Source organism: Rhodococcus sp. 4CII, assembly GCF_014256275.1.
GTDB classification, from domain to species: Bacteria; Actinomycetota; Actinomycetes; order Mycobacteriales; family Mycobacteriaceae; genus Rhodococcus_F; species Rhodococcus_F wratislaviensis_A.
This window is the reverse complement of record NZ_JACCFE010000002.1, coordinates 5,924,968-5,951,089: the sequence shown is the minus strand read 5'-3', so window position 1 is coordinate 5,951,089 and position 26,122 is coordinate 5,924,968. Positions and strand designations below refer to the sequence as shown.

Annotated in this window: 30 protein-coding genes; 12 read left to right on the top strand and 18 right to left on the bottom strand. The window is 65.5% G+C overall.

All coding sequences use genetic code 11. The features are described from left to right. Positions 1-31 precede the first annotated feature (31 nt). Both H0B43_RS28305 and H0B43_RS28300 read right to left on the bottom strand, forming a co-directional pair. Positions 32-367, bottom strand: a complete 336-nt coding sequence (locus tag H0B43_RS28305; protein WP_185724896.1) for a hypothetical protein — start codon at positions 365-367, stop codon at positions 32-34. Positions 368-691: 324 nt separating this feature from the next. Continuing rightward, a complete protein-coding gene (locus H0B43_RS28300) occupies positions 692-1,300 on the bottom strand; it encodes a hypothetical protein (protein WP_185724897.1) in 609 nt (202 codons plus the stop codon). A 168-nt stretch (positions 1,301-1,468) separates the two neighbouring features. On the opposite strand from H0B43_RS28300, the gene H0B43_RS28295 reads away from it, so the two are divergent. After that, positions 1,469-2,044 (top strand): TerD family protein, encoded by a 576-nt coding sequence (locus H0B43_RS28295; protein WP_011594621.1) that lies wholly within the window; start codon positions 1,469-1,471, stop codon positions 2,042-2,044. A 120-nt stretch (positions 2,045-2,164) separates the two neighbouring features. Here the strand turns inward: H0B43_RS28295 and H0B43_RS28290 are convergent, their stop codons facing one another. Together H0B43_RS28290 and H0B43_RS28285 are read right to left on the bottom strand one after the other, a co-directional pair. Further along, positions 2,165-4,129 carry a DUF262 domain-containing protein gene (locus H0B43_RS28290; protein WP_185724898.1) on the bottom strand — a complete coding sequence of 655 codons (1,965 nt, stop codon included), beginning with the start codon at positions 4,127-4,129 and terminating at the stop codon, positions 2,165-2,167. A 40-nt stretch (positions 4,130-4,169) separates the two neighbouring features. Then, positions 4,170-6,074 carry a GIY-YIG nuclease family protein gene (locus H0B43_RS28285; protein WP_185724899.1) on the bottom strand — a complete coding sequence of 635 codons (1,905 nt, stop codon included), beginning with the start codon at positions 6,072-6,074 and terminating at the stop codon, positions 4,170-4,172. Between the two features lie 419 nt (positions 6,075-6,493). Between H0B43_RS28285 and H0B43_RS28280 the strand changes: the two genes are divergently transcribed. The 3 genes from H0B43_RS28280 to H0B43_RS28270 all read left to right on the top strand — a co-directional run bounded on the left by H0B43_RS28280 (position 6,494) and on the right by H0B43_RS28270 (position 8,439). Further along, complete coding sequence (locus tag H0B43_RS28280; protein WP_185724900.1) at positions 6,494-6,913, top strand: CoA-binding protein; 420 nt, start codon at positions 6,494-6,496, stop codon at positions 6,911-6,913. A 113-nt stretch (positions 6,914-7,026) separates the two neighbouring features. Beyond that, positions 7,027-7,716 (top strand): tellurium resistance protein, encoded by a 690-nt coding sequence (locus H0B43_RS28275; RefSeq protein ID WP_185724901.1) that lies wholly within the window; start codon positions 7,027-7,029, stop codon positions 7,714-7,716. 81 nt (positions 7,717-7,797) lie between these two features. Next, the gene (locus tag H0B43_RS28270) at positions 7,798-8,439 is read left to right on the top strand and encodes a bifunctional 2-polyprenyl-6-hydroxyphenol methylase/3-demethylubiquinol 3-O-methyltransferase UbiG (protein WP_185724902.1); all 642 of its coding nucleotides are present in this window, start codon (positions 7,798-7,800) and stop codon (positions 8,437-8,439) included. A 68-nt stretch (positions 8,440-8,507) separates the two neighbouring features. Here the strand turns inward: H0B43_RS28270 and H0B43_RS28265 are convergent, their stop codons facing one another. The 4 genes from H0B43_RS28265 to H0B43_RS28250 are packed head-to-tail and all read right to left on the bottom strand — an operon-like array spanning position 8,508 to position 10,009. Continuing rightward, positions 8,508-8,840, bottom strand: coding sequence for a rhodanese-like domain-containing protein (locus H0B43_RS28265; protein ID WP_185724903.1), 333 nt, complete (start codon positions 8,838-8,840; stop codon positions 8,508-8,510). After that, positions 8,837-9,103, bottom strand: coding sequence for a hypothetical protein (locus tag H0B43_RS28260; RefSeq protein ID WP_185724904.1), 267 nt, complete (start codon positions 9,101-9,103; stop codon positions 8,837-8,839). The genes H0B43_RS28265 and H0B43_RS28260 overlap by 4 nt, the downstream gene beginning before the upstream one ends. Then, entirely contained in the window at positions 9,100-9,555 is a 456-nt protein-coding gene (locus H0B43_RS28255) for a hypothetical protein (protein ID WP_185724905.1), read from the bottom strand. The genes H0B43_RS28260 and H0B43_RS28255 overlap by 4 nt, the downstream gene beginning before the upstream one ends. Positions 9,556-9,589: 34 nt before the next feature. Next, entirely contained in the window at positions 9,590-10,009 is a 420-nt protein-coding gene (locus H0B43_RS28250) for a MarR family winged helix-turn-helix transcriptional regulator (protein ID WP_185724906.1), read from the bottom strand. Positions 10,010-10,089: 80 nt separating this feature from the next. Between H0B43_RS28250 and H0B43_RS28245 the strand changes: the two genes are divergently transcribed. Beyond that, on the top strand, positions 10,090-10,500 hold the full coding sequence (locus H0B43_RS28245) for a secondary thiamine-phosphate synthase enzyme YjbQ (RefSeq protein WP_185724907.1): 411 nt from the start codon (positions 10,090-10,092) through the stop codon (positions 10,498-10,500). Between the two features lie 20 nt (positions 10,501-10,520). On the opposite strand, the gene H0B43_RS28240 is transcribed toward H0B43_RS28245, so the two are convergent. Continuing rightward, on the bottom strand, positions 10,521-11,156 hold the full coding sequence (locus tag H0B43_RS28240) for a TetR family transcriptional regulator (RefSeq protein WP_185724908.1): 636 nt from the start codon (positions 11,154-11,156) through the stop codon (positions 10,521-10,523). Positions 11,157-11,316: 160 nt separating this feature from the next. Between H0B43_RS28240 and H0B43_RS28235 the strand changes: the two genes are divergently transcribed. After that, positions 11,317-11,772 (top strand): CarD family transcriptional regulator, encoded by a 456-nt coding sequence (locus H0B43_RS28235; RefSeq protein WP_397517441.1) that lies wholly within the window; start codon positions 11,317-11,319, stop codon positions 11,770-11,772. Between the two features lie 87 nt (positions 11,773-11,859). On the opposite strand, the gene H0B43_RS28230 is transcribed toward H0B43_RS28235, so the two are convergent. After that, a complete protein-coding gene (locus H0B43_RS28230; RefSeq protein WP_252189687.1) occupies positions 11,860-12,750 on the bottom strand; it encodes a glycine-rich protein in 891 nt (296 codons plus the stop codon). A gap of 233 nt (positions 12,751-12,983) precedes the next feature. Between H0B43_RS28230 and H0B43_RS28225 the strand changes: the two genes are divergently transcribed. After that, a complete protein-coding gene (locus tag H0B43_RS28225; protein WP_185724910.1) occupies positions 12,984-13,982 on the top strand; it encodes an MBL fold metallo-hydrolase in 999 nt (332 codons plus the stop codon). A 40-nt stretch (positions 13,983-14,022) separates the two neighbouring features. On the opposite strand, the gene H0B43_RS28220 is transcribed toward H0B43_RS28225, so the two are convergent. The 3 genes from H0B43_RS28220 to H0B43_RS28210 all read right to left on the bottom strand — a co-directional run bounded on the left by H0B43_RS28220 (position 14,023) and on the right by H0B43_RS28210 (position 17,250). After that, the gene (locus H0B43_RS28220; protein ID WP_185724911.1) at positions 14,023-15,066 is read right to left on the bottom strand and encodes a DNA polymerase IV; all 1,044 of its coding nucleotides are present in this window, start codon (positions 15,064-15,066) and stop codon (positions 14,023-14,025) included. 104 nt (positions 15,067-15,170) lie between these two features. Then, positions 15,171-15,623 carry a hypothetical protein gene (locus H0B43_RS28215; protein ID WP_185724912.1) on the bottom strand — a complete coding sequence of 151 codons (453 nt, stop codon included), beginning with the start codon at positions 15,621-15,623 and terminating at the stop codon, positions 15,171-15,173. A gap of 229 nt (positions 15,624-15,852) precedes the next feature. Next, the gene (locus H0B43_RS28210) at positions 15,853-17,250 is read right to left on the bottom strand and encodes a plasmid pRiA4b ORF-3 family protein (protein ID WP_185724913.1); all 1,398 of its coding nucleotides are present in this window, start codon (positions 17,248-17,250) and stop codon (positions 15,853-15,855) included. A 61-nt stretch (positions 17,251-17,311) separates the two neighbouring features. Between H0B43_RS28210 and H0B43_RS28205 the strand changes: the two genes are divergently transcribed. Beyond that, positions 17,312-18,511, top strand: coding sequence for a serine/threonine-protein kinase (locus tag H0B43_RS28205; protein WP_185724914.1), 1,200 nt, complete (start codon positions 17,312-17,314; stop codon positions 18,509-18,511). Positions 18,512-18,524: 13 nt separating this feature from the next. On the opposite strand, the gene H0B43_RS28200 is transcribed toward H0B43_RS28205, so the two are convergent. Then, positions 18,525-19,433: an LLM class flavin-dependent oxidoreductase gene (locus H0B43_RS28200; RefSeq protein ID WP_185729768.1), complete on the bottom strand. Its 909-nt coding sequence runs from the start codon at positions 19,431-19,433 to the stop codon at positions 18,525-18,527. Between the two features lie 95 nt (positions 19,434-19,528). On the opposite strand from H0B43_RS28200, the gene H0B43_RS28195 reads away from it, so the two are divergent. After that, positions 19,529-19,879 (top strand): GNAT family N-acetyltransferase, encoded by a 351-nt coding sequence (locus H0B43_RS28195; protein WP_185724915.1) that lies wholly within the window; start codon positions 19,529-19,531, stop codon positions 19,877-19,879. Here the strand turns inward: H0B43_RS28195 and nhaA are convergent, their stop codons facing one another. Beyond that, positions 19,880-21,748, bottom strand: coding sequence for a Na+/H+ antiporter NhaA (nhaA, locus tag H0B43_RS28190; RefSeq protein WP_185724916.1), 1,869 nt, complete (start codon positions 21,746-21,748; stop codon positions 19,880-19,882). 119 nt (positions 21,749-21,867) lie between these two features. Between nhaA and H0B43_RS28185 the strand changes: the two genes are divergently transcribed. Next, the gene (locus tag H0B43_RS28185) at positions 21,868-23,628 is read left to right on the top strand and encodes a plasmid pRiA4b ORF-3 family protein (protein ID WP_185724917.1); all 1,761 of its coding nucleotides are present in this window, start codon (positions 21,868-21,870) and stop codon (positions 23,626-23,628) included. Between the two features lie 7 nt (positions 23,629-23,635). Here H0B43_RS28185 and H0B43_RS28180 read toward each other — a convergent pair whose 3' ends face one another. Both H0B43_RS28180 and H0B43_RS28175 read right to left on the bottom strand, forming a co-directional pair. Beyond that, a complete protein-coding gene (locus H0B43_RS28180) occupies positions 23,636-24,076 on the bottom strand; it encodes an SRPBCC family protein (protein WP_185724918.1) in 441 nt (146 codons plus the stop codon). Positions 24,077-24,154: 78 nt separating this feature from the next. After that, a complete protein-coding gene (locus H0B43_RS28175; RefSeq protein ID WP_185724919.1) occupies positions 24,155-24,856 on the bottom strand; it encodes an alpha/beta fold hydrolase in 702 nt (233 codons plus the stop codon). 122 nt (positions 24,857-24,978) lie between these two features. Between H0B43_RS28175 and H0B43_RS28170 the strand changes: the two genes are divergently transcribed. After that, on the top strand, positions 24,979-25,134 hold the full coding sequence (locus tag H0B43_RS28170; protein WP_185724920.1) for a hypothetical protein: 156 nt from the start codon (positions 24,979-24,981) through the stop codon (positions 25,132-25,134). Positions 25,135-25,283: 149 nt separating this feature from the next. After that, on the top strand, positions 25,284-25,646 hold the full coding sequence (locus H0B43_RS28165; protein WP_185729769.1) for a VOC family protein: 363 nt from the start codon (positions 25,284-25,286) through the stop codon (positions 25,644-25,646). Positions 25,647-25,779: 133 nt separating this feature from the next. Here H0B43_RS28165 and H0B43_RS28160 read toward each other — a convergent pair whose 3' ends face one another. Then, positions 25,780-26,094: a hypothetical protein gene (locus H0B43_RS28160; protein WP_185724921.1), complete on the bottom strand. Its 315-nt coding sequence runs from the start codon at positions 26,092-26,094 to the stop codon at positions 25,780-25,782. Positions 26,095-26,122 lie beyond the last annotated feature (28 nt).

The following is a 26,122-nucleotide window of genomic DNA, read 5'->3' as shown; positions in this document are numbered from 1 at the left end:
CGCGGTATCCGCTACGTGAATGACACGGTTCCTACCGTGGAAGTCCTAGAAGGTCCCAGCGATTCTTTCCGTGCGCCACCCGCTCGAGTTCGATCGCGTGATGTCCCTTCCGCTCGCGACGAGGATCGCGTGCAACCCATGCATCGGTCGCTCGACTGATGCCCTCTGCCACGTCTTCAGCGGCGAGGATGTAGATCGACTTGGACGAAGTCGACAGATCGACGAACGCCCAAAACTCCGCGCCGGTGTCGTCGCTCGCCAGATCCGGAAAGCGGCGCCCCTTCAGCTCGCCCTTCGTGATGTTGGTTTCTCCTGATATCAAGTCGCACACGGCGAGCGTGCGAAATCCGGCGCAGTCGAGGTACACCCGCCACCTACGCCCGACCGCAGCGGATCCCGACGGGCTCCTGCACCGTCGGGGTAACCGGAGCCGTCGACACCGGTTTCGACTTCGGGGCGGGGCTCACGGTCGGGGGCTGTGTGGCGCTCGGGGTACGTGACGGCGCGGGTCTGACGAGAGGCCTCAAGTCAACGCGCGGTGGCGCCTTCACCGCAGCCGGTGGCCGCTCAGGCACTTCGGGAGCGATGATCTCCCAGAGCTGCCCCAGCCGCATTGCGGACAGTTCTGCCAGGGGTGTGCCTGCCACCGCGGTAGCCAGTTGGTTGGTGCCGGCGTCTCCGCGGAGGGTGGTCACCAAGCGCGCCAGTTCGCGAAGTCTGCTTTCGCGAACTTCCTCGGACATCGAGTGATGGCCCCCGCCACGAACCAGCCATCACCCACCCAACCCCACGTCATCCGCGCATCGTCGTCGAGTGTGTCGAGTTCGTCAGCGAGGTGGCTGAACGTCTCTCCGTGTAGCGGCGACACGTCCAGCAGGCCAGCCCTCATGATGATTTCGTCGACCGACGCCAACCCTTCGAGTGCATCGAGCGCGGTCAGGAACTTGTCATCCGAGTCCTGCGGTGGCTCCTCCGCGTGAACGACTACCTCGCAGTATTGCGACAGGCTCTTCGTGAGCTCGAGAATGGCGGGGGCGACCGAAGCGTCGCACAGAACGACGTCGGGGTGGATGACGGTTCCTTCGTCAGGAGTGTCAGCACCCTGCACAAGTATGTGAATGAATCCGGGCCCGTCCTCCGACCCTGGAACGAAGCTGCACCTCTCCACAGCCGACAGCAGCGCTCGTCGTGGATGAGTGGGAAACGGAAAGTCTGTGCCGGCAGACAGTCCCTCCCTGGTAATCCACACGTAGGGGTGGTCGACAAGGATCTGTCCGTTGATGCCGTCGTACCGCTCCACCGCGTCTCTCTCCTGCTCGAGCTATGAGTCGTCACGCTGACACGGGTAGTCGGACCGATGGCGCGGTGCGTTACCGGTCGCGTCATCAGTGCTATGGCTATTGTGAGGGCGAACAGCGAAAACCGGGACGCCGATCTGGTCGTCGTCCGCAGTCTCGAAAGGACCACCATGGGCGTCACTCTGGCCAAAGGCGGCAATGTTTCCCTGTCGAAGGCGGCACCGAACCTGACAACGGTGTCGGTCGGACTCGGCTGGGATGCCCGCAGCACAACCGGCGCACCCTTCGATCTCGACGCGAGCGCCCTGGCCACCGGCCAGGACCGCAAGGTCCTCTCCGACCTTCACTTTGTGTTCTACAACAACCTCCGCTCCCCCGATGGCTCGATCGAGCACACCGGTGACAACCTCACCGGCGAGGGAGATGGTGATGACGAGTCGATCAACGTCGATCTCTCCGCCGTTCCCCCGAACGTCACCAATATCTTTTTCCCCGTGTCGATCCACGACGCAGACACCCGCGGCCAGTCCTTCGGACAGGTCACCAACGCATTCATCCGTGTCGTCGACAGCACCACCGGCATAGAACTCGCACGCTACGACCTCACCGAAGACGCGTCCAGCGAAACCGCCATGCTCTTCGGCGAGGTTTATCGCCACAACGGCGAGTGGAAGTTCCGCGCCATCGGCCAGGGTTACGCCTCCGGACTCGCCGGCATTGCACGCGACTACGGCGTCAACATCTGACGACAGGTAGAGCGTTGGGTTCGTGACGCCCGAGCGGCCCCAGCGAGAAGGTGACAACAACTGCACACCTGACTCGCTGGGGCGTTGCGGCCCGAAGGCCTACCTTCCGAAACGTCTCGCTCAGTTGGTAGACAGAGTAAGACGGGCCTCTTCGCTATCGCTGATCGAATCGTCGTCGTCCGGCCCGAACTCAGCTTCAAATTCTGCGTCGAGATCAGCGCGCGAAATACCCTCGCTGACTACGTCATCGACAGGTATCGTCTTGCCAGTCGCTTCCTCGATGAGGGATACGAGCTGCCGCTGCCGATCAGCCATGAACGCTTCGAATTCGTCTGACCGAAGCAGATTCGGGTTGATCAGGTGGCTCGAGAGATATCCATCCAGTGTGCCGGCAGCGATGACGGGCGCGTTCCCCTTGCCTCGTTCGAGACCCGCCAGGTAAAGCGACGGAGCCTCGCCGCCGATGATTCTGTTAGTCCTGAAAGATAGCGGGGTCTTGTTGATGATCGAGTCGTACACCGAACGCTGGATCCCGTTCGTTTCACACCACTTCTTTGGGAAAATGTGGTGGATGTCCACGTTTTCCCCGAAGAACACCGTGTGGTCGAACTCCTGACCTGATCGGAAGTCCTTCGCGCCCTTCAACATGAGCAGTGCATTCACTCCCTTGTACGCCGCAGACAACCGCATCCTCATCGTCTTCAACCGTTCCGCGCGGAACGAAGCGTCGAGTACTGTCGTCGGCTCCGGACCTCCGCGCATCCACTCAGGCACCTCGATGAAGTCCTTGGCAATGCGGTTCTCCGTCGTGGAACCGTACAGCTCGCCAAACACTCCATTCCAATACCAATTGACAAGCTTCGCGTGGTTCGTGACATGGTCGATGTCGTCGCCGATATCCGCCAAGATCGCTGCGAGGGGGATGATCTGGGTCTGGTATGGGAGGTCGAAGATGCGATAGATGTGGAGACGATGGAGGAACTTCGCGGCCGCTACGAATCCCTCTTCGACCTTGTCTTGGTACTTCACATAGGCCGAGAGCGGCAGATTGAGAAGCGCCTGCCGATTGCCGATTACCTGGGGCAGCTCCTTGCCCGTCTTCCCCGCAGCCGCGGCATCTCGGCGCTTCTCGCGCGTGTGAAAGAGCGACACGACGTGCAAGAAATCAGTGTTTGACACGTCGGCCAGAATTCCCGACTTCGCCTCCGCGAGGCGGTGGGTTCGTGCCATCCGTGCCTGCCGGCCGACGGTCGTCCCTTCACCGAACCAGTCCTTGCGAAGTTCATAACCCTCGGCTGCGTACATGGCGGTAATCAGTTCAAACGCGTCGAGCGCTTTGCCGCCGGTGTTCACCTTCTCGAACACGACGCAGACGGCTTCCTTCGACGTGTCCTTGTCGAGGGCGATTACCGGCACGTGGTAGCTGGTGAAGTTGTCAACTATCTGCTCCTGAAACGCGGTCAGCAGCGCCCACTTCTCCTGCAAGTTGTCGGGTTCTTCCTTCATGAAGTAGTTGATAAACTCCTTCTGCCATTCTGCGAAGTCAAACACCATCGACACCGGAAACATCAGGTTCCGGAACTCACCTTCTCTGGTCGACAGGTCGAGCTCGGTCTTGCGTCCGAAATCGCTCCTGACAACTCGGTCCTCGGGCACACCGAGAATCGCCTCTTCGCGATCGACCAAAGGGTCGAGAGCCTTCTCGATATCGATGTAGAACCAGCGCTTCACTTTGCGCTTTTTGGGTGTCACGGTCTCGACCACCTGCTTGCGCAGTGTCACCTGATACAGAGACGTCATGCGCTGCTGACCATCGAGCAGAAGGGCCGATGGCGGCTGCTCCGCAGCTGCATGCGGCGCCCCTTCCACCGGCCTCGGCTTGAACTCAACGCCTCCGCCCGTCTCCAACGTCATGAGGGCACCGACAGGGAAGGCACGCGACACCGACGCGATCAAGCTCCGGATGCGCTCCTCGTCCCAGACCCAGCTCCGCTGAAAGTCGGGCAGCTGCAGCTTGCCCTTCTCACAATCGGTCAGCAGCTCCCCCAACAGGATGGGGTTGGTCTTGAACATAGCTTTCGCCACGGTGACACCTCAATCTTCTGGCAACGAGACGGTATGGACCCTAGTAGGTAAGTGCTGAGTTCACTGCCGTCGACGGTACATACCGAAACGCGGCCTCGGTCAGCTGCGGTGAGTGCACCTTGCGCTGCATGCAAGGTCCCTTACGCATGATGTGCAGCGCAGTGGTCGCCGCGGCCCTCGTAACCGCCACATCGTCGAGAAGCCTTTCGATATCATCCAGGCTGTAGGCGTATAGGAAACTCTGGCCTGGGCCGGACTCCTGGTAGTCGGCCTCGCCGATACGGATGGAAGGATGCCTCCGCAAGAACGCGATTTCGGAAAATTCTGTCGGAAACAACTCGGCATCGTTTACCTGTATCTTTCCTCGGAGGCCACTACGGCCGCCCTCAAACATCAGAGTCAAAGTCTCGGTCATTGCGATGGTGATGCACGACAGTCGACCTCGCTTCCGATCAGGCTGCGTCAAGCAACTCAACGCCCACGACTGATATTCGGTACGTGCCGGGTACGGCACGCAACGCGAAAGGTAGTGGCCCAGGATGCGGGCAATTTGGTCTGCATCGGGCCGAGTGACGAACTGCCGGAAGTTGACAGTGGAGCTGGCAAGGCGCTCGTCGGAATACGCGCGCCGACCAGCCGGATCCGAAGCATTCCTGCCATCGGGAGCTCTCAGCCATTTCTTTTGCTCGGCAGATGAAACGACTTCATCGAGATGCTTGCTTGCACCGATCATTGTCGCCATCTCGTTGATGTTGCGAGCGTAGAGCCCCGCCTCCTGCGCTCCATGGATGAAGGCTCGCTCTTGGAGCCGCAAGTGGCGCTTCACATTCGGATGTCTGCGCGGTGCGTCATCTGGGCGCAAGCGAATCCCTTGCAGATCTGAATAACGCCCGCGATGCTGATCGAGCCGAGCCGGCAGATCAATCGACTCTCCGACATAGCATTGCCCGTCTCTGAATTCCAGCACGTAATAGCCCACGGTCCCGTGACCGGAATCCTGCAGATATCGGGTCACCTCCGCACGCGTAGGTGACAACCTCCCCGAGAAGCCGTTCTCCGTCGCCCAGTCGCCGATCTGCCGTAGCCGGGCGCTGACGACCTCGGCGGCAGGTTGCTCTTCCGTATTCATTGGGGTGGCCGGCAGGCCCGAGGGCGGAATCATTGCGCCCCCTGAATGACGGGTCGATGCGATTACCGAGGCATCAAACACACAATCCGGAGCTCCTACAGCTATCGCCCACATGATTTCGTCGAGGTCTCCATCGACTCTTCCGGTGGCGCCAACGAATCCTGTTGCTTCGGAATCGAGTACCCAGTCACCGTTGTCGAGCGACCATGATGCTGTGACTGGACCGGGCACAATGGGTTCTTCGCCATGCGCTGGTGGAACAAGCAGGCGCTTATCCATTTCGTTCGATAGAGCGGCGGACAGTTCGATGCGCTGCCGACCATATTTAGCGGTATGTGTCACGGATACGCGCCCGCCCGCCGCGAGGGCGCAACCGTACAGCTCACCTATCGTTTGGAGGGAATCGCAGATGGCCTCGACCAACTCCTCATCATCGATCCGCGACCTTAGATCGAGAAACGGATCGGTCAGATCAGTCTGCGCGGAAGGCGCCAAATATGCGGGTACACAACTGAACACCTGCTCGATGAGGGATTCGGAATCCTTCGCCACGACGTGCCCACCGCTTGTCAACGATCCTGTCGTGTTGAGGTCAATGAACCACTCGCCGTCCACGAACACAGCAGTCACCTGCACGCCGTCCAGCCCCGGCGACGGCGCGTCAGCATGAATCCGAAGCTCGAGTTGCTCATTTCGCAGCCCAAGGCTCGCATCAAGCGACCATCCGAGAAATACTGGGACGAATGCCAACTCGATGATCTCATCGGGCAGATCGAACAGCAAGAATGGCGATTCACCTGTGTTGTTTGAGTCCATACCGTCTCGCATCCCTACACCCACTCTTCCTACTGCGATAGGTTCCGCCACACGAAGTTTGAGGCACCGGAAGGGCCGAGATCCCACTACTTCGACCCGCACCGTCAATCGAGCGGTTAGTTGAAACTAATACCAGACAACCCTGTCGTCACCAATATGGATCGCCGTGGCAACACAGACTGCGCCCGAATGAAAACGAGTCAATACATTGTTCAACCGACAGCGCCATAACAAGGAGGGACCTTCGGCCCTAGCCGAAGCTAACGTCAACGCCCTGGGCCGCTACAGGCCCCGAGCAGTCGTCGGCGCTCGACTCTCACCACCGACACACCGTCGCCACGCCGACCGGTCTAATCCGGTGACCGATCACGGCCCAAGTGGATCCGGTGCCCGTACGCGATAGGTAGTAGTTTTGCGGTGTGGACACTACGTGGCAGGACCCCAGCGCCGTCTCGTCGATGCTCGACGACTGGGAGACGTGGGCGATCGTCGGGCTCTCCGGCAACCCCGACCGGACGGCGTTCCGGATCGCGGAGTTGCTGCAGCGTCGGGGGAAACGAATCGTCCCGATCCACCCGGATGCCCCGACCGTCCTCGGGGAGCAGGGGTACGCCACTCTGGCGGACGTACCGTTCCCGATCGACGTCGTCGACGTCTTCCGGCAGAGCGAGGCGGCCGGAGAGTTCGCGGACCAGGCCGTCGAGGTGGGAGCGAAAGGCGTCTGGTTCCAATTGGGCGTCATCGACGAGGCCGCTTTCCATCGCACGATCGCGAAGGGCGTCGCCATGGTCATGGACACCTGCCCGGCGATCGAGTGGAGCGCACGGGAATCGGCGTGACGTAGTCGGGCCGGCGTGCGCCGCTCGCGACTACGGCTAGTCTGGACCGAAATCGTGCAAATCGGACACCCGGTCCGATACGAGCCGCTCAGCCAACCGGAAGGTTCTCCCCTGTGGCCATCGACTACACCCGCCGCCCATCCACCCCCGCCGCACCGCAGGGCGGAGTCAGTTTGAGCAAGGTCACTTTGTCGAAGGCCGCGCCGTCGGTCAGCCTCACGAAGTCGGGCGAGCGGCAGGGTGCGATGCGGGTCAACCTCAACTGGTCGACGGGGGCGACACCGCAGCCGAAGAAGTCCGGTTTCTTCGCGAAGCTCGCGGCAGCAGCTGCCGGCAACAACGGCATCGATCTCGACCTCGGCTGCCTCTACGAACTCGCCGACGGGTCGAAGGGCGTGGTCCAGGCACTCGGCAACACCTTCGGTTCGCTGCAGAACGCCCCGTTCATCAAGCTCGACGCCGACGACCGCACCGGCACCGTGACCGGCGGCGAGAATATGCACATCAACCTCGACCGACCCGAGATGTTCAAGCGGATCCTCATCTTCGCGATGATCTATGACGGCGCACCCAACTGGGCGGCCGTGGACGGGGTCGTCACCCTCTACCCCACCAGCGGCCCCGAGGTGGAGGTTCGACTGGACTCCGCGAACAGCTCCGCCCGCATCTGCGCCATCGCGATGCTGCAGAACACCGGGCAGGGCATCACCGTCACCCGCGAGGTGAAGTACGTCGAGGGCAGCCAGGCCGATCTCGACAGGTCCTACAACTGGGGCATGAAGTGGGCGGCGGGCCGCAAGTAGCGTCCTCCGGGAGTACCGGCCCTGTTGCCGATCCGGCAAGAACTCTCGCCGAAAACGGCGATGCTGGTGCACAGTGTCGGCATGGAACATGCGGGCGAGGCCACCGGGTTCACGGCAGAATCAAGCGAGGCGGACGAGTGGGATGCGCGCTACAGCGAGCGGGATCGCGTGTGGAGCGGAGAACCCAACGGGACGCTCGTCGACGAAATGACCGGTGCACGGCCGGGACGGGCCCTCGACATCGGTTGCGGTGAAGGCGCCGACGCACTCTGGCTCGCCGGCCGGGGATGGGCCGTGACCGCGCTGGACGTTTCCCGGGTCGCCCTCGACCGGGCCGCGGCCCACGCCGACGGGAAGGGCTCGGATATCACGTGGATGCTGAGCGGACTGCTCGATGCCGACCTGCCCGCAGGCGGATTCGACCTGGTCTCGGCTCAGTACCCGGCCCTGCGCAGTACCGCCGACCGCGTCGCCGAACGTGCGCTGCTCGCCGCGGTCGCGCCGGGCGGCACCTTGCTGGTTGTGCACCACGACATGCGCGATGGCAGTGTGGCGCGCGAGCACGGCTTCGATCCCGATGATTGGGTCGCACCCGGTGATGTCGCAGCGCTACTGGACGACAGCTGGCACATCGACGTGAACGAGGTGCGGGAGCGTTCGATCAATGGCGGCGCGGGTGCGCACCACACCCACGACGTGGTCCTGCGCGCGCACAAGCTGTAGTCCCCCGAGGGTGATCAGCCTGTCGGGCTACTGCGAACACCGGTCGGCTGTTGCACGTCGAGGAGAGTTCACCGGTCGGTGACCGGTCCGCCCGCAGCGCGCCAATGGATGAGCCCGCCGCTCATATTGACCGCGCCGAAGCCGTTCTCCACCAACAGGTTCGCCGCACCGGCCGACCGGACGCCGCCGGTGCAGAAGGTGATGAGCAGGCGGTCGTCGGGGAGCTCGAGACAGCGTTCGAGCAACACTTCGAGTGGCGCGTGCACGGCACCCGGGATGTGTACCCGATTCCACTCGAACTGGCGGCGGACATCCACGACGAGCGGGCCGTCCTCGACGAGGCGGACCGCGTCCGCCGCGGTGACGGATGGGGGTCGGCGTAGGTAGTGTCGGAAACTCATGCGTTGCGCGCCACCTGTCGCAGGTTGACCATCGTGAGGGGGCCGCTGAGCACCGGCACGAGGGCACCGACACGGGTCCGCGTCGTCAATCCGCGACCGAGCAACGCCGTGACGGCAACGGCCAGGTAGAGCGCACCGTGAATCGGACCGAGGACACCGGCGACGGTCCCGTCGTGCACGGTGGCGAGATTGAAAAACAGCGCGAAGACGCTGACGGTCTCGAGGACCGAGAGCGCAGCCAGCGCGCGCAGCATCCCCGTCATGCGTAGCTCGATCCGGGCCGCACGATCATGAGCACGACAACGATCACCCACAGCACGTTGAACAGGCCGGTCGTCACGCCGAGGCGACGCAGCCGGGCACCGTCGTCGGGTGCGGTGAGCGCTTCCCCTTGCAGCGGGGCGATCTGCAGGGCCAGCAGTCCCCCGGCGACGGCGGTGAGCACCATCGCGACCACGACCCAGACCTCGCTCGTGCGGCCTTGGACAGAAGCGAGGACGAGGCCGACGACCGGGACCGCGATCGCCAGCAGGCCGTAGACGCGGGTGATGCGGTGGAGCACGCGGGCGGTGTCGAGGCTCCGCTCGTCCCGTTGCGGACCGCCCAGCGGGACGTTCACCGGCGCGTACCGGGGAAACAGGCTCGTGGCCACTGCGACGGGACCCACGAAGAGAATGCCCGCCACGACATGGGCGGAGAGCAACAGCGATTCCATAACCTTCAGCCTAACTGAAGGTAGGTGGTGGGGGTCAGTCGGTGGCCGACATCACCCGCAGCATGTGCGCCCGCAACGCCTCGGTCAGCTCGGGGTGCTGGACGGCGAACTCCGCGTCGAGGCGGGCCACTACCTCCGCGGCCCGGGCCAGCAGCGACTCGCCCTCCGCCGTAATCCGCAGCGTGGATGCCGCCCCCGCGTGCGCCGTCGCGTCGTCGACGAACCCAGCCTCGACGAACGCGGCGATCGCCGTGTGGGCGCTCTGCACGGTGATGCGCGAACGTCGGGCGAGCTCACTGAACGAGATGCCCGGCGTTCCGCGAACGTGACCCAGCAACCCGTACTTGCGGGTGGTCAACCCGAGCGGCTTCAGCGCGTCGGCGAACGCGGCCTCCCACACCCGGCCCACCGTGAGCAACGTGACCGTGGGACTGAAGGGCGGCGGCTCAGACATGGAAGCAGGCTACCGAGACGAGCGCGGCTCCAGGACAACTCGACACTGCCGACCTACGGCAATCGCGCTACCGTCGGACCATGTTCAGTACCGAGATCGAGGTGCGCACCGGCGCCGAGCCGGTGGTGCACGACCTGACCCGTGAGATCGAGAAGTTCCTCGCGTCCGCCGGAGCCGGCGACGGCCTGCTGCATGTCTGGGTGCCGCACGCCACCGCGGGAATCGCCGTCATCGAGACCGGCGCGGGCAGCGACGACGACCTTCTGCGGGCTATCGACGACGTGCTTCCCCGCGACAACCGGTGGACACACCGCCACGGCAGCCACGGGCACGGCCGCGACCACGTGCTGCCCGCATTCCTGCCGCCCTATGCGTCGGTGCCTGTCTTGGACGGAGCACTCGCGACGGGCACCTGGCAGTCCGTGTGCCTGGTCGACACCAACATCGACAACCCCGTGCGGCGCGTCCGGTTCAGCTTCCTCGCCGGCTGAACAACGTCAACCGTCTTCGATCATGAGCGCGCGAGTTCCCTTGCCGTGAAATAGATTTCAGGGAGGCTCGCCGACTCGTCGGCTGAGGACCGATCCACCCACGTCTCCAGCGCCGCCCGGAGCACGGCGACCGACACGTCGACCGCAAGTCGAATCTGCAAGTCGGAGCAGTCGAATCTCGTCGAGACCACGTCGACCAGAGCCGCCGTCCGCCGCACACTCTCCCGCGCCAGCACAGCACGCAGGGCCGGTTCCTGCTTGATGAGCCGGCTCACGCGCAACAATCGCCGGCAGGGAATCGACAAGCTGTCCGAATACGTCACCAACGCGGCGGCGAAGGAGGATTCCAACGCGAGCCTCGGGGAGATGTCCGGATCGAGCCGGTCGAGCCCCGACACCACGAACGCTTCGAACGCCCAGTGATCCCGGAGCGCGGCCTCCTCCTTGGTGGCGAAGTATCGAAAGAACGTTCGCTGCGACACTCCCGCCGATTGCGCGATCTCCCCCACCGTCGTGGCCTCGACACCCTTGCGTTCGAACAGTGTGAGCGCAGTCTCACTGATCTCCACGTTCGTCTGCTCACGTCGCCGTTCCCGCAGCCCAGGGGGCCCAACGGGCAGGTCAGGCGGCACGGGGAACACTTCGAGTCTGGTCATCAACGGCCTTCGTTATCGGTAGGTGAGCACCCACGCGACGATCGTTCACATTCGGGCATCCGTTGTCAATATGGCAGCGTGTGCCATAATGGTGGCGAAGGGTAGGTAATTAATGAATCTCAATATCGGTGACATCTTCCTGTACCCCCACCATGGGTCGGTGACCGTCACAAAGCTCACGACCCGGATGTTCAAAGATCTACCCACCGATTACGTGCAGTTCGAAGTCGCTCAGACCGGGCTGTCCATCGAGATCCCGGTCGCGAAGGCCGAAGCGCTCGGCGTGCGGAACGCGATCAACAACGACGAAGTCGATCGGGTCTTCGACATCCTGCGCGGACCGACCGTCGACGATCCGTCCAACTGGTCCCGGCGATACAAGGCCAACCAGGAAAAGCTGACCGTGGGCGGAATCTTCACGGTCAGTGAAGTCATCCGCGACCTGATGACTCGTTCGCAGGAGAAGCCGCTGTCGGCCGGCGAGAAGCGGCAGCTCGAGCACGCGATGCAGCTCGTCATCTCCGAACTCGTCCTCGCCATGAAGTCCGACCCGGACGAGACTCGACGCCGCATCGAAGAGATCTACGAATCCAGCACAACCGCAGCGGCCGTCTGACAACTCGATCGGCAGCAGCCCGGACTTTCGTCCGGGCTGCTGCCGATTGTCGTCGGTTGGCCAGTGGATCCGACGCTGGGGGCGAGATCAGCTGCTGCCGAACAGGTTTCCGAGCGATCCCGTTCCCGAACCCTGCCCGTAGGTGATGATCACGGTGGGTGCCGCGTCCACCGCAGCAGCCGCGAACGTCCCGCCGGGTGCGTACGACGAGCCGCCGCCGCCACCGCCTCCGCCGTAGTTGTCGGCTCCGCCGCCACCTCCGAACAATCCGCCGCCGCCCCCGCCGCCGGCTCCAGCGGCCGCACCACCGACGCCGGCTTCACCCGGCGAACCGTGCGGGTCGGTGCCGCCGTTGCCTCCGACGCCTCCGGCCGTGTCCGTGGCGCCGCCGCCACCGCCTCCCCCGCCACCGGCCGAACCGGCAGGTCCCATCAGATTGCCCGCGCCACCGATGTAGGTGTCGCCCGCTCCGCCGCCGCCCGAGGCGACGATCTGACGATCCGCGAGCTCACCCGACCCGGTGCGAACGTCGGACGCGCCGCCTCCGCCGCCGCTCACCCCGTCGCCACCCGCTCCACCGCCGTTGTACCCGGCAACTCCCGTTCCGTCGCCGCCGTTCCCGCCGACCTGGATGTAGAGCGCGTCACCGGCGGCGACCGTCAGCTGTCCGGTTGCGACCGCCGCCGGGCCGCCCAGGATCGCGTCAATGTTTCCGGAGCTGTTGCCACCACGTCCGCCCGTCGCCGTCACTGCCAGGCTGGTAACCCCGTCGGGAACCGTGAACGACTGCGCGGTGCCGGTGAACGTGAACGTGCAGGTTACCTGGGTACCCGCGCCCTGCACGCAACCGGCAGGCAACGCCGCCGGCGCGGCGACCGCAACACTGGGGGCAAGCAGGCCGGATGCGCCGATGACGGCGAGGCCACACATTCCGGTCGTGTACCACCGGCGGCGTGATCGAACGAGGTTCGTGGTCAAAGCAGTCTCCTGTCGCAACGCGAGCACGTGAAAGCTGGTCCGAGTGGAGCATTCCACAGCGTTCGGCGTCCAGCCCGGTGTTCCAATTTCCCGCGCGACGATGCCGCAGGAAGCACCTGGTCACAGCCTGTGTCGTTCCGCCAATCGGGACCCGCGGTATCGCAATCCGCAGCAGGAGGTCAGTATGAAGAGAAGTAGAACTAATTTGTTCCTCTAGGCAACGAGGTATGCATATGAACGACGCGGCACCCATCGGTGACGGGATCTTCCAGATTCCGGTCCCGATCACGGATAATCCCCTCGGTCACACACTCGTGTACGCGATGGAATCCCCCGGCGGCCTGATTCTCGTCGACGCCGGCTGGGACGACGACAACGCGTGGAACGGCCTCACCTCCGGACTCGAGGCGATCGGGCATTCGGTGAAAGATGTGGAGGGCGTCGCCCTCACCCACTTCCACCCCGACCACACCGGTCTGTGCGGGCGCGTCCGAGAGGCATCCGGCGCTTGGATCGCGATGCACGAATCCGATCATGAAATGTTCCAGCACATGTCGACCGGTCACGGCCCCGAGTGGCTGGAGTTCCAGAAAGCCAACATGACGCGCGCCGGCGCCGGCCCGGCAGACCTCGAGGCGTTCGAGAAATCCGCGAGCGGGAAGCCGCCCACAGGTCCCGATTCGGCCCCCGACCGTGTTCTCGTCGACGACGAGCTCATCGCCCTCACCGGCCGCAACCTGCGCGCCGTCTACACCCCGGGCCACACCCCCGGACACATCTGTTTCTATCTCGAGGACGCCGACGTGATGTTCACCGGCGACCACGTCCTGCAGAAGACGACGCCGCACGTCGGCAACTTCGTCTACCCGCTCGAGGAGCGCGACGGCCTCGCCGAATTCATGGACTCGCTGCGCCGCGTGCAGACCATGAACATCACCCGCGGCCTCGGCGCCCACGGCATCCCCATCGACGACGTCGCGGGCCGCGCCGGCGAACTGATCGAGCACCACGAAGAGCGACTCGACCACCTGTACAAGGCTTTCGGCGACGACCAGATCACCGTGTGGCAGGTCGCCGAGCGCATGAAGTGGTACAAGCCGTGGGCAGACATCTCTCCCATGGGCAAGGGCATGGCGCTGTCGGAGGCAGCGGCCCATCTTCGGCACCTCGTCGCCCGCGACCTCGTCGCCCAGGTTCCCGACAGCGAACCCGCCGTCTTCGCCCGCCGCTGACACGTGTAGCGGCAAAGCGTCCCCGAGGACACTTTGCCGCTCACATGGGTGGAGTCATCTCCAACCGCACGCCGAGGAGTCGCACCTCGCGCTCGTGGTCGAGCCTGTCGACCAAAGCTGCTGCCGCGTCGGCGATCACGTCCGGATCGAATGTCGGCTCGGGTAGCGGCTTGCTCGTCGTGTGGGTGTCGAACGGGGCATAGCGCACCTTCAACGCCACCCGCACCGCCTTCCGATTCTCCGCGAGGATGTCTTCCCTGACCCGGGCGGCGAGGCGTCGGATCTCCTCGGTGACAGCCTCCCTGCCGGCGAGGTTCTGCTGGAACGTCGTCTCCCGGCTGTGCGACCGCGCCACCCACGGTTCGGCGGACACCGGCGAGTGATCGATGCCCCGACCGATCCGCGCGTACCACGGACCCATGGTCGGGCCGAGGGTCGCGGCCAACTCCTGATCCGACGCGTCCGCCAACTCCCGCCCGGTGCTGATGCCCAGCGCGGCAAGCTTCTTCGCCGTCTTCTTGCCGATCCCCCACAGCGCGTCGGTGGGGCGCTCCCCCATGACGTCGAACCAGTTCTCCTCCGTCAGCCGGTAGACGCCCTGCGGTTTGCCGAAGTCCGTCGCGATCTTGGCGCGTAACTTGTTGTCGCCGATGCCGACTGAGCAGTGCAGCCCGGTCGCCTCGAGGACGGCGTCGTGGACGCCTCGCGCGAAGGCCTCCGGGTTGTCGGTCTCGACACCGAGAAACGCCTCGTCCCAGCCCATCACCTCGACGACGACGTCCAGCTTCCGCAACGTGTCCATCACGACGCCCGATACCTCGGTGTAGGTCTCGGCGTCGACGGGCAGGAATACGGCGTCGGGGATCTTCCGGGCCGCGATTCGCATCGGCATGCCGGAACCGACACCGAATTCACGCGCCTCGTACGACGCGGTCGATACCACCGCACGCTCGGTGGGATCCCCGCGACCGCCCACGACGACCGGACGTCCCTGCAGTTCAGGGTGCCGTAGCACCTCGACCGCGGCGATGAACTGGTCGAGATCGACATGCAGCACCCACCGGCGACGCGGCGGTGTGCTCATGAAGCCAGTGTGCCGGAATCGACGGGCCGACCACCGGCAAATCGCCGCGCACCAGCCGGCGAACCGTCCCGCCTCCGATGGTGACTCCGCGAAAGGCGAAGGCTTCACGTTACCTCGGTGGAGTCCGGCGGCGGCAGCAACTCGTCGGGAAAGCGGTACGAACATCCGAGTTCGCTGGTGGACCGGGTGCCCCAGTTGTCCCGGAACCAGGCCACGCACGTGTTCGCGATGAGGTTGACGTCCCGACTGAAGAGGTAGCCGTCCGTGCAGTCTTCGAAGTGGCCGTCGAACTGCCACCGGTCGAGTGGCAGGTTCTCGGAGGAATAATCGGCGAGCAGCAGGTGCCCGAGCTCGACACGTGAACGACGAAGCATCAGCACACCGTCGGCCAGCACCTGAATCTGCGCGCAGACGACTTCTTCGTCGTCGTCCTCACTGATGTAGCTGTTCGGGCCGATCTCGACGATGAGCGCAACGGGTTGATCGACCAGCGACCCCGTCAACCACTCGACCATTCCTGCCCACGAAACTTCGGGCAACTCGGTGGAATCGACCATCGCCATCACCTTCCCATGCTCGCGACCACGCCGGGGAGCGTCGGGCGCCTCTCCCATGAGTCGTATCAAAGCAGAAGGTTCCGACAGATGTGGACCGAAAGCGTTCTGCATCGCAGTGTGTCGATCACGCGAATGACGCGATCCGAGTGGCACTCGGTGGCGGAAAATGTTGAATTCTTCTGTCCCGCAGAACTTTCGAGCGACGGGCACCGACTTCCGAGCGACCGACCTACATCGACAGCACCATCTGCGCGAAGAGGCGGCCCCACTGGGGGTCCATGGGCTGGTCGCGTTGCCGGTAACCCTCGACCATGGCGCCGATCAGTTCGAGGAACGTGATCGTGGGGCGGGCGATCCAGAAGAGTTCTTCCCGGCCGACGATGGTGCCGTCGCTCGTCTGCCAGCCGAGGGCTGCGAGCCCTTCGGCGACCACGTCCCGGCGTTCGTCCGAGGACGTGCCGGCGGCGAGGGTGAGGAGCACGAGGTATCCGGCCTCCCGCTCGACCTGGTCGGTGCCGAGCGGCAGGCGCTCGAGCAGATGGCACCACATCTTGAAGACGTCGTTCGCCATCGAACTTCCGAGATTGGTCCGGACCAGCTTTCCCTTGTATTTGCGGACCAGGCCGAGGGTCTTGGCGTATTCGCGGAGCAGGTGGACCGGTCGTTGGTCCGTCTCACGGTTGCTGCTGGCGGGCCACTCGTCGAATCCCGGTAGTTCGTGCCGCATCTCCGATACCACGGCTGGTGGCAGATAGCCTGCCTGGGTCAGGGTGATGCCGTCGGGTCCGATGCGCTGCAGGAACCACCGCAGATGCCGCGTCGCCAGGTCCTGGGCCGCCTCGATGCCGACCCGTCGGTCGGTGAGCCCGGCGTGCTCGAGGAGCGAAAAGACATGCGGTGCAGCCTGATGCGGGATCCGGCGCAGCAAGTCCGCGAACTTCGAATCGGTCACCGGGCCATGCTCACGGATCACGGCCTCCAACCGGAGGTTACGGTTCACGACGTCGACGCCGAACGATTCGGGCGCGAAGCCGGGCCCCACCCACGCCCCGGCGTCGTGGTGACCGGGGTGCGACGGAGTGGCCAGGACCTTCAGCAGATCGGCGTACCCGCCCGGTCCGCCGCAGTCCTCGGGTGGGCAGGCGCGGGCACCGGCAACGCAGGTGACCGTCGGCGCAGACCCGTCGGCGTCGATCCGCTCGAGGACGATCGTGTGGTCCCAGCCGTCCCCGAAGTCGTACAGATAGGACAGCAGCTCGCCGGGCTCGGCCAGTACCTGGTCGAGCCGCACCGCGTCCTCGCACAGCTCGTCGTCCTCGTCGGCGAATCCCTCGTCGATGCTCTCGCGCATCTCGTAGCGCTCCGAGGCGGGCGGCTCGCCGCCGACCCATGAATGCAGGTGACTGTCCTGCCAGCCCATCACCGTCTGCACGATCGGATGCAGCTCGTGCAGGAACAGGTTCGACGGCACCACGAACTGACGCCAGATCGGCGGCGTCACCTCGTCGAGTTCGATGCGCAGGTGATAACTCGCGACGTCGCGTCGGCCCCGCCTCGCCGACGGCCGGACGATCGTCGGCACGTCGGGGACGACGGACAGATGTCGGCGTTTACCCGAAGCGGTCATGGCGTCATGTTAGGCGGGAGGCAGCGGTGTCCGGCACAAGTGGTGACGATAGCGTGAACGCATGCCCGTGTCCGCAGTTCTCGCAGGTCGGTACCAGTTGCGAGGAGTGCTGGGCCGGGGCGGGATGGCCGACGTCCACGACGGCTGGGACCTTCGCCTCGAGCGGCCGGTCGCGGTCAAGGTGCTGCGCCCGGAACTCGCGTCCGTCCCCGACACCCGTCGGCGGTTCGAGGCCGAGGCCCGGCTGGCCGCCACGCTGAACCACCCGAACGTGGTCGCCGTCCACGACTGCGGCGAGGACGCCGGCGTGGCGTACATCGTGATGGAACGCCTGCCCGGCCACACCCTGGCCGACGAGATCGCCGGCGGTCCGCTCCCGGACGGGCGAGTGCGGTCGATCCTCGCGGACGTGCTCGCCGCGGTCGGCGCCGCCCACCACGCCGGCATCCTGCACCGCGACATCAAACCGGGAAACGTGCTGTTCACCGCCACCGGCGCGGTGAAGGTCACCGACTTCGGCATCGCGAAGAGCGCCGATTCCGATCACACCGCGACCGGGCAGGTCCTGGGCACGGTCGCGTACCTCAGTCCGGATCGCATCACCGGCAAACCCGCCACCCCCTCCGACGACCTCTACGCGGTTGGGGTCGTCGGCTACGAGGCCGTCACCGGGCAGCGGCCGTTCGCGGGCGACAACATCCTCTCGCTCGCCCGGGCGATCATCGACGGCGCGGCCCGGCCCCTCCACGAAATGCGTCCGGACGCCGACCCGGGCCTCGTGCACACCATCGAACGGGCGATGGCGCGCGATCCGCGGGAACGCTACGTCGACGCGCACGCCATGCGGGACGCCGTCCTCGGCGCGTCCGGCGCCGTCCCACCCCCGACGAGGGCCTTCACGGCCACCACGTCCGTCCACGAGTTACCGCCCGAGCCTGTGCGACCCCGCCGGCGGACCGGGCTGATCATCGCCGCCATTGCCGCACTGCTGGTCGCGGTCGTCGTCGGAGCGCTGGCCATCGCGGCGCAGAATCGGGACGGAACCGTCGGTCCCGGCCCGGGCACCACCACCGTCAGTCCGCCGCCGGCCCCCGTGTCTGCCCCGAGCAGCGCCGTCGAGATAAACCCTGTTGCACCCGTCCCGCCGCCGAACGCACCTTCGACGAACGCCCCGAAACCGCGTCCGGGAAACGGCAATGGCAACAACGGGAATGGGAACAACAAGACCAAGGACAACGAGAAGGAGAAGCACGGCAACTGACCCGCGCGGTCGCTCACGCGGGGGTGCCGACGCCGCGGCACGCGTCGACGGCGGCCCGCACGGCCGGTGCGACGTCGGTCGCGAATTTCCTGACCTGCGCGGGGTCGTCGCCGTCGGTGCCGAAGACGAACGTGTCCATGCCCGTCTCCACCGCGAGGTCCGTCAGTTGGCTCACCCACTGCTCGGCGGTTCCCTCGAACAGCGTGTCCGACGGAGTGTCGCCCACCCGCCCGAAGATGTTGTAGGCGCGGACGATCGAACTCGGATCACGGCCGGCGTCTGCGGCGCCCGCATCGATCTTCGCGTGCATGCCGGGCAGGACCTCCGGCGGGAAGTAGGAGCTCGACGGAACCCATCCGTCGGCGGAACGACCCAGCGCACGCAGCAACCGCGGCCCGCCGACACCGAGCCAGATCCCCATCGGATGCGCCGGAACCGGCCCGGGATGCACGCCGTCGAGTCGGTAATACTCGCCCTCCGATCGGACGGCACGCTCACCCGACCACATCAGGCGGATCACCTCGACCGCCTCCTCCACCGCCGTCGCCGCCTGCCCGGGTGTGCGGACGTCGCCGCCCATCGCCCCGATCGCCTCCCAGAAGGCGCCCGCGCCCAGCGCCAGTTCGAACCGGCCGCCCGACATCACGTCGAGGCTGGCCGCGGCCTTCGCCATCACCGCGGGCGGGCGCAGCGGCAGGCACGCGACGTCGGGAAACACGCGCACCCGCTCCGTCCGGGCCAGCAGGGTGCCCATCAGCGAGAAGGAGTCGAGGAACTTCGCCTGGTACGGGTGATCCTGAACGGCGACGAAATCGAGCCCGGTCTCGTCGGCGAGTGCGGCGAGTTCGAAGGTGTTGCCCAGCAACTCCACCGTCGGGGTGACGAACACGCCGAACTGGAGGGTTCTGCCGTAATCGGTCATCTCGGTCGCGTCCCCTCTCGGTTCCCGGCCCCCTTCGATCATCCACCACCTCGCCCGCCGGGAACACCCGGTTCGCCGGGCGGCATAGTGGGTTCATGACATCCGAAGACACGACCGCAGGCTCCGCTCCCGACGTGCGGGACGCCCCCGACCACCACCGCTTCGAAATCCACGTCGACGGAGAGCGCGCCGGGCTCACCGAGTACCTCGACCGCGGCGACCAGCGCATCTTCTTCCACACCGAGATCGGTGACCAGTTCGCGGGTCGCGGCCTCGCCAGCGCCCTGATCCACCGCGCGCTCGACGAGACCGTCCGCAGCGGGAAGCGGATCGTTCCGATCTGCCCGTTCGTCGCCGGCTACCTGAAGAAGCACGACGACTTCGCCGACAGCGTCGACCCGGTCACCCCCGACGCCGTCCAGGCGGTGAAGGAGTCGCGTAGCTGATCACGGCCGGGCGTCGGCGCCGCGGGCCTGCTCGAGCTGTCCGATGAGGGTCGCGGCGTCGTAGGGGCCGCTGTGCCGGACGAGGTCGGTGCCCGTCGCGCCGAGGTAGAACGTCGGGGTCCCGCGGAAGTCGCTCGACTCGGCGTCGAGTTCGTCGTCGTCGACGCGGTGGAGGTATTCGCCCTTGCGGATGTCTTCCTCGAACCGGTCCGTGTCGAGCCCCAGCTCGGCCGCGTACCCGAAGATCTCGTCTTCGGAAAGGGCGTCGCTGTTGGCGAACAGGTGGTCGTGCATCTCCCAGAACCGACCCTGCGCGGCCGCCGCCTCGCTGGCCTGGGCGGCGAACCGGGCGTGCGGGTGCACGTCGTCGAGGGGCAGATGCCGGAAGACGTAGCGCAGTTCGTCACCGAAATGCGCTCGCACGTCCCGAATGCTGCCGGTGGCCTTGCTGCAGAACGGGCATTCGAAGTCGCCGTACTCGACGAGGGTAAGCGGCGCATCGGCCGGGCCGCGCACGTGATCGCGGGTGAGGGTGACGGGCCGCAGGAGGGTGAGCCCGGGCGCCTTCGTCGGCGGGTACCGCCAGTCCGACAGCCGGAAAAGCGCCCAGCCGAGCACCGTCGCGATGACGGCCGCCGTCAGGACGCCGACCCGGGCCTCGTTGGCCAGCTCGGGAGAGTCGATGGCGAGGTCGACGATGAAGAGGGAGATGGTGAAGCCGATGCCGGCCAGCGCGCTGCCGCCGGTGATCTGCGAGAGCGTCAGCCCGGGTGGCAGGCTTCCCGGCCGCAGCTTCGAGAAGACGGCGGTGGCCGCGGTGATGCCGACGAGCTTGCCGACCACCAGGCCGAGGACGATGCCCCACGCCAGCGACGACCGGGCCGCGTCCGCGAGGGTCTGCCCGGTGATGACCACACCCGCGTTGGCGAGCGCGAAGATCGGGACGACGAGGAACGCGGTGTACGGCTGGTAGAAGCGCAGCAGGCGCTCGTTGACGGACACCGCCCGCAGCACCCCGAGCTGTGCGGCGCGGGCGTATTCGGAGTTGGGTGACTGCCGGAACGCGCGCGTGAGTTCCCCGGCCCGCTCCACCTCACTGCGCCGCGGCGGATACACCGGCAGGATCAGCGCGATCAGCACACCGACGAGGGTGGGGTGGACGCCGGATTCGTAGAACGCCACCCAGGTGGCCGCCGCGACCACGAAGTAGGCGACGCCCCGCCACACCTCGAGCTTGCGCAACTGCATGATCAGCAGCAGCCCCACACACCCGAGGAGCAGGGGCCCGAGCCGCAGGTTGTCGGTGTAGAAGAACGCGATGATCGCGAGGGCGCCGATGTCGTCGGCGACGGCGAGGGTCAGGATGAACAAGCGCAACCGGGCGGGGCATCGGGGCCCGACCAGCGCGAGCGCCCCCAGCACGAACGCGGTGTCGGTCGAGACGACGACGCCCCATGCGCTCGCCTCCTCCCCGGTGGGGTTGAGGACGAGGAACAGCGCTGCGGGCAGCGCCAGACCCGCGATTGCGGCGAGAAGCGGGACGGCGGCGCGGGCACGGTCGGTGAGTTCGCCGATCGTCAGCTCGCGTTTCACCTCCAACCCCACCACGAAGAAGAACAGCGTCATCAACCCGTCGTTGACCCAGTGCTTCAGGTCGAGGCTGACCACGTAATCGCCGATCTGGATCGTCACCGGCGTGTGCCAGAACGACTCGTACGAATGACCGATGTTGGCCCACACCAACGCGACGATCGTCGCGACGAGGAGGAAGCCGGCCGACAGCTTGTCGTCGTCCGTGTCGTCGCGAATCTCGGCCAACCGCATCGACAGTCGCCGAAGTGTGGTGGGGCTGCTCTGGTCGACCGTCATCTGTTTCCTCACTCACAATTTCTGCCGCTGGTCAGCCTAACGCCGCTGCGATCGAGCCGCCGGGCTGTCCGATCACTCAGCCCCGACTACCTGAGCTCTGCGGGCGTTACGATCTCGCCATGGGATCGAACCGCAGGAGCAATCCGGGCCAGAAGCGTGCGGCAAAGCAGAAGGCACGCCAACGACGGAACCGCTCCACCGTGTCACCACTGTTTCCCACTCCCGCCGTCGACCAGGCGCTCATCGACAGCTTCGTGCAGTGGCTGCACGGCGGCGATCTCACCGAGGATGCGGAAGCCTACGGGCACCTCGTCGAGTCGACACTCACGAACCTCGCGCACGCCCGCCCCGGTTTCCGTGCCACCGGCTGGCTCCCGGCGGACGCGCATACCCTGCTCGAGGCCGCCGACGAACTCGTCGCGCAAGATTCCGACAACATGGACGACGTCGCCATGACAATCGTCGCCTCAACCCTGACGTTCCTGAACTTTCTCGACGAGAATCGGCTGTGGACCGGCACCGAGGAGGACTTCACGCATTGCATCGAGGACCTCCTCGAATTCGTCGAGCCGGAGCCACCCGTCCTCTTTCCGGACGACATCCCGCTTCCCACCGTGGACGAAGAAGACGAACTTCGCGCACTGCTCGCCCTTCCCGCGATCACAGCACTCGCCGCACTTGTCGACTGGGTCGGCACGAGTAAGCCCGTCACCTCCACCAAGGTGCCCAAGCCCGTCTCGGTTCCCGCTCTCGCTGACGCGCTGGGAATCGATCTCGACGTCGGCTCGGTGGGCATTCCGCGGGTCGGGAAAATCCGCTCGATGCGTGAGGTGCCCGACATGATGTCATATTGGGAAACCGCCGAAGAGGTCGGTCTCATTACCGTCAACTCCACGCGCGCCGCCCGTGGACCGAACGCGGAACTGTTCGCCGACCGCACGACCGGGGCGCTGCCGTTGATACGTGCCGCCGTCACCGAATTCGTTCGCAGCCAACTCGTCTCGACGCACGATCATCCGGACGACCTCACGCAACTGACCGATGTCGTGGTGATGCAGGTGATTCTGGCGGGAATGACACCGGAGCCGTCCCTCGCCCCGTCGGAAGACGCGCCACTCGACGACGAACAATCGATCATGGATGAATTCATCCACGACCGATTGGAGACGCTGGTGGAGCAGAAGTGGCTGACCAAGGATGACGCCTACCGCGTTCCGGCCGCGCTGCAGCCCGCCGTCCTGCGTGCCGTCCAGCTCGCGAGTCCGGAAACCGAGTACGCACTGCCCGACGTGGTGGATTCGCAGGTCACACTGCGTATCTCGTTGGAAGGCACACACATTCCCATCTGGCGTCGCATTCGACTCGACGCCACGCTGCCGCTCGCCGCTCTCCATGACATCATCCAGTCCGCGTTCGGGTGGGAGGACTCTCATCTCCACGAGTTCTCCGTCGGACCGGCGTACTCGGGCGGCGGAGTTTTCATCCCCGCCGACGACATCGCGCACCGCGACGTGGAAGGCCCGGCCGTTCCGGAGGAGGAGGTCCCCATCGGGTTGCTGCTCAGCTCCGTCGGCGACCATCTCACCTACCTGTACGACTTCGGTGACGACTGGATCCATCACATCGTCGTCGAATCCGTCGACGACCCCCATCCTGACTTCGCCGGCGCGCTCTGCCTCGACGGAGGCAACATGGCGCCGTACGAGGATTCCGGCGGGCCGTGGGGCTGGGCAGCCAAGATCGACGCCAGCGCCGATCCACGACACGAGGAGCACGCGGAGATCCGGGAATGGCTCGGTCTTCGCCCCGGTCAGCAACTCGATCCGACCTCGTTCGATCGAGACCGGGTCAACGAGGACCTCGCGACGTTGTTCGGGTAGTGCGGGGTCAGACGTAGTTCTCCAGAACGAACTTGGTGAAGCCCTTGCGGATCAGCCGGACGGCCTGCTTCTGCCCCTGCCGCAGCACGGACTTCGGCACCCACACCTTCGGCTCCACCGACATCGTCAGGGACACCAGCGTCCCGCGGGCGGTGGGGGTCAGTCGGTACTCCCCCTCCTGGCACTTCTGCTTCTCGCTCTCGAGAAGCGTCCACGACATGTGTTCGTCCCCGATCCACTTGTGCTCGGCCAGCTGAACGTCGGAGACACCGAGGACGGCAAGCGTCATCCGCACGGTGCGGGGACGTCCGTCGTCGAACCGCGACTCCACCACGACCTTCTTGTGCACCGCCGACCACTCGGGAATGCGTTCGACCTCCACCAAAGCGGCCATCACCCGCTCCGGGGGTGCTTCGATCTCGAACTCGCCTGACACCGACAACGCCATCTACTGCTCTTTCTCTCGACGGATGTGCCCACCGTGAGTGGCATTGCGCCCTCCAGCACGCATTGCCACTCACCTGTCCTACAGTTCGGCCGCGTAGCGCTCCAGCATGGCAGCGAGTTCGTCGGGTCGCGCGAGGGCCGCGAGATGTCCCGCATCGATGACCTCCGGCACGATACCCAGCCGCTCCCGGACGATCCGCTGCATGAAGTCGAGCGGAAACAGTCGGTCGCGACTGCCGGCGACGACACGCGTCTTCACGTGCGGCCACGCGTCCGCCTGCCACACCGTCTCGAACGGGGTATCCGACACCACCGGCGCCTCCTTACTGAACGCCTGCTCGGTTACGGCCGCGGGAACGTCGTGGAAGAACAGCGACCGCAGGTCGTCGGGGGCGTCGGGGTCGCGACCCTCCCGCACATCGAGTGCGCGTTTCGCGTCCGGCTGACCGGTGGTCGCCCACCACTGCCCGGGCGCCTCCCCCGGCGCCGGCAGCATGGGCGCCACCAGAACCAGGAGGTCGACGTCGACCTCGCCGCGTTGACACACGATCGCCGCGGTGAACGCGGACATGGACTGCGCGACCAGCACGATCGCCCCCTCGACATCCTCGGCGGCATCGACGACGACGTCGGCGAACTCGTACTGCCCCGCCGCGTCGTCGCCGTACGGCAGGTCGACGGCGATCACCGAGTGCCCACTCTCCTCGAGGAGCGGTGTGACGCGATGCCAATACCACGAGTCCGAGCCGGCGCCGGGCAGCAGAACGAAGGTTGCGGGCATCTCGTCTCATCTCCTGTTCCGGGACACGAACGGTCGGGTCGAGCCTAAGCGCTACGCGAGTGGGAGCGCGCGTCCGAACACGCTTGCCCAGTCACGTGCGGTGTGAAACGGCGGAGCGTCTGATGCCGATACACCCCATAGGTCGGACAGGCGAGTCCGACCGCGACGGGACCGACAGCCCACCACAGAACCGAGCCGACATGTTCACCAACCACCTCTTCGGCGGAATGACCGAACAGGAAATCGACATCGAGATCGCCGACGAGCTGGCGGCCTGACGCAGGCCCCGTGAGTGGCGATGCGTACCCCGGCACTCCGCGCCGCTCACCTGCGAATTGCGTTCACGCTCAGCTGGTTCGCCCACTCGCTCATGCCCGACGGAAACTCGGCGTAGCGTCACGTGGACACTGTCGACGGAGGAGTGCTCATGTCGGGCGAACTGTCGTTCTTCGAATTGGGTGTAGCCAACACCGAACAGGGCCGGAAGTTCTACTCAGCCTTGTTCGGCTGGGAATTCGAATCCGGGCCCGGCGGGTCGGGGTACGCGATCAACACACCGAACGTCCCGGGCGGCATCCACGGCGGCGACGAAGGAGCCAGCCCCTACGTCTTCTTCCGGGTGCCCGACCTCGCGGCCGCCGTCGAGCAAGTGCTGGCACTGGGCGGCACCGTCGACGCCGTGGATTTGGGCGGAGACCCGGAGTCGGTGGCGAAATTCGGAAAGTTCAAACTGTGCCACGACGATCAGGGATCCGCATTCGGCCTGCACGAACCGCCCGACGGACGATGATCAGCGCGCCCGGGAGGAGAACTTCCAGGGCGCACTGACCACGGACTGACGCGAAATCTGTCGAACAGTCGGTTTCAGATCACGATCGAGCCGCACCACGGCCCCCTGCGTCGTGCGAATAATCACCGGCGAATCAGGGGTTGACCGTCCGGCCCTGATTGTTGGCCGGCTGCGAGGAAATGCCGTCGTCGGGGCCGTCGCACCAGTTGTCGAATTGGTTGTACGGGTCGGTGCCCCATTGCGGCACATTGTTCTCGTAGGGTTCCGCCCAGTCGTCGCACCCGATCGGTCCGTTCTGCGGGAACCCCGGTGGCATCGGTTGGACCACATCCGGCCTGCGCACCGGTACCGCCGAGTCGAGAGTGCCACCCCAGGCGACACCGGACGCTCCCAATCCGATCGAAGCCGCGAATACTGCCACCGCGGCCACTCTCCTACCCATTCTCATAATTGCCTCCGTTGGTTACATGGCCTCT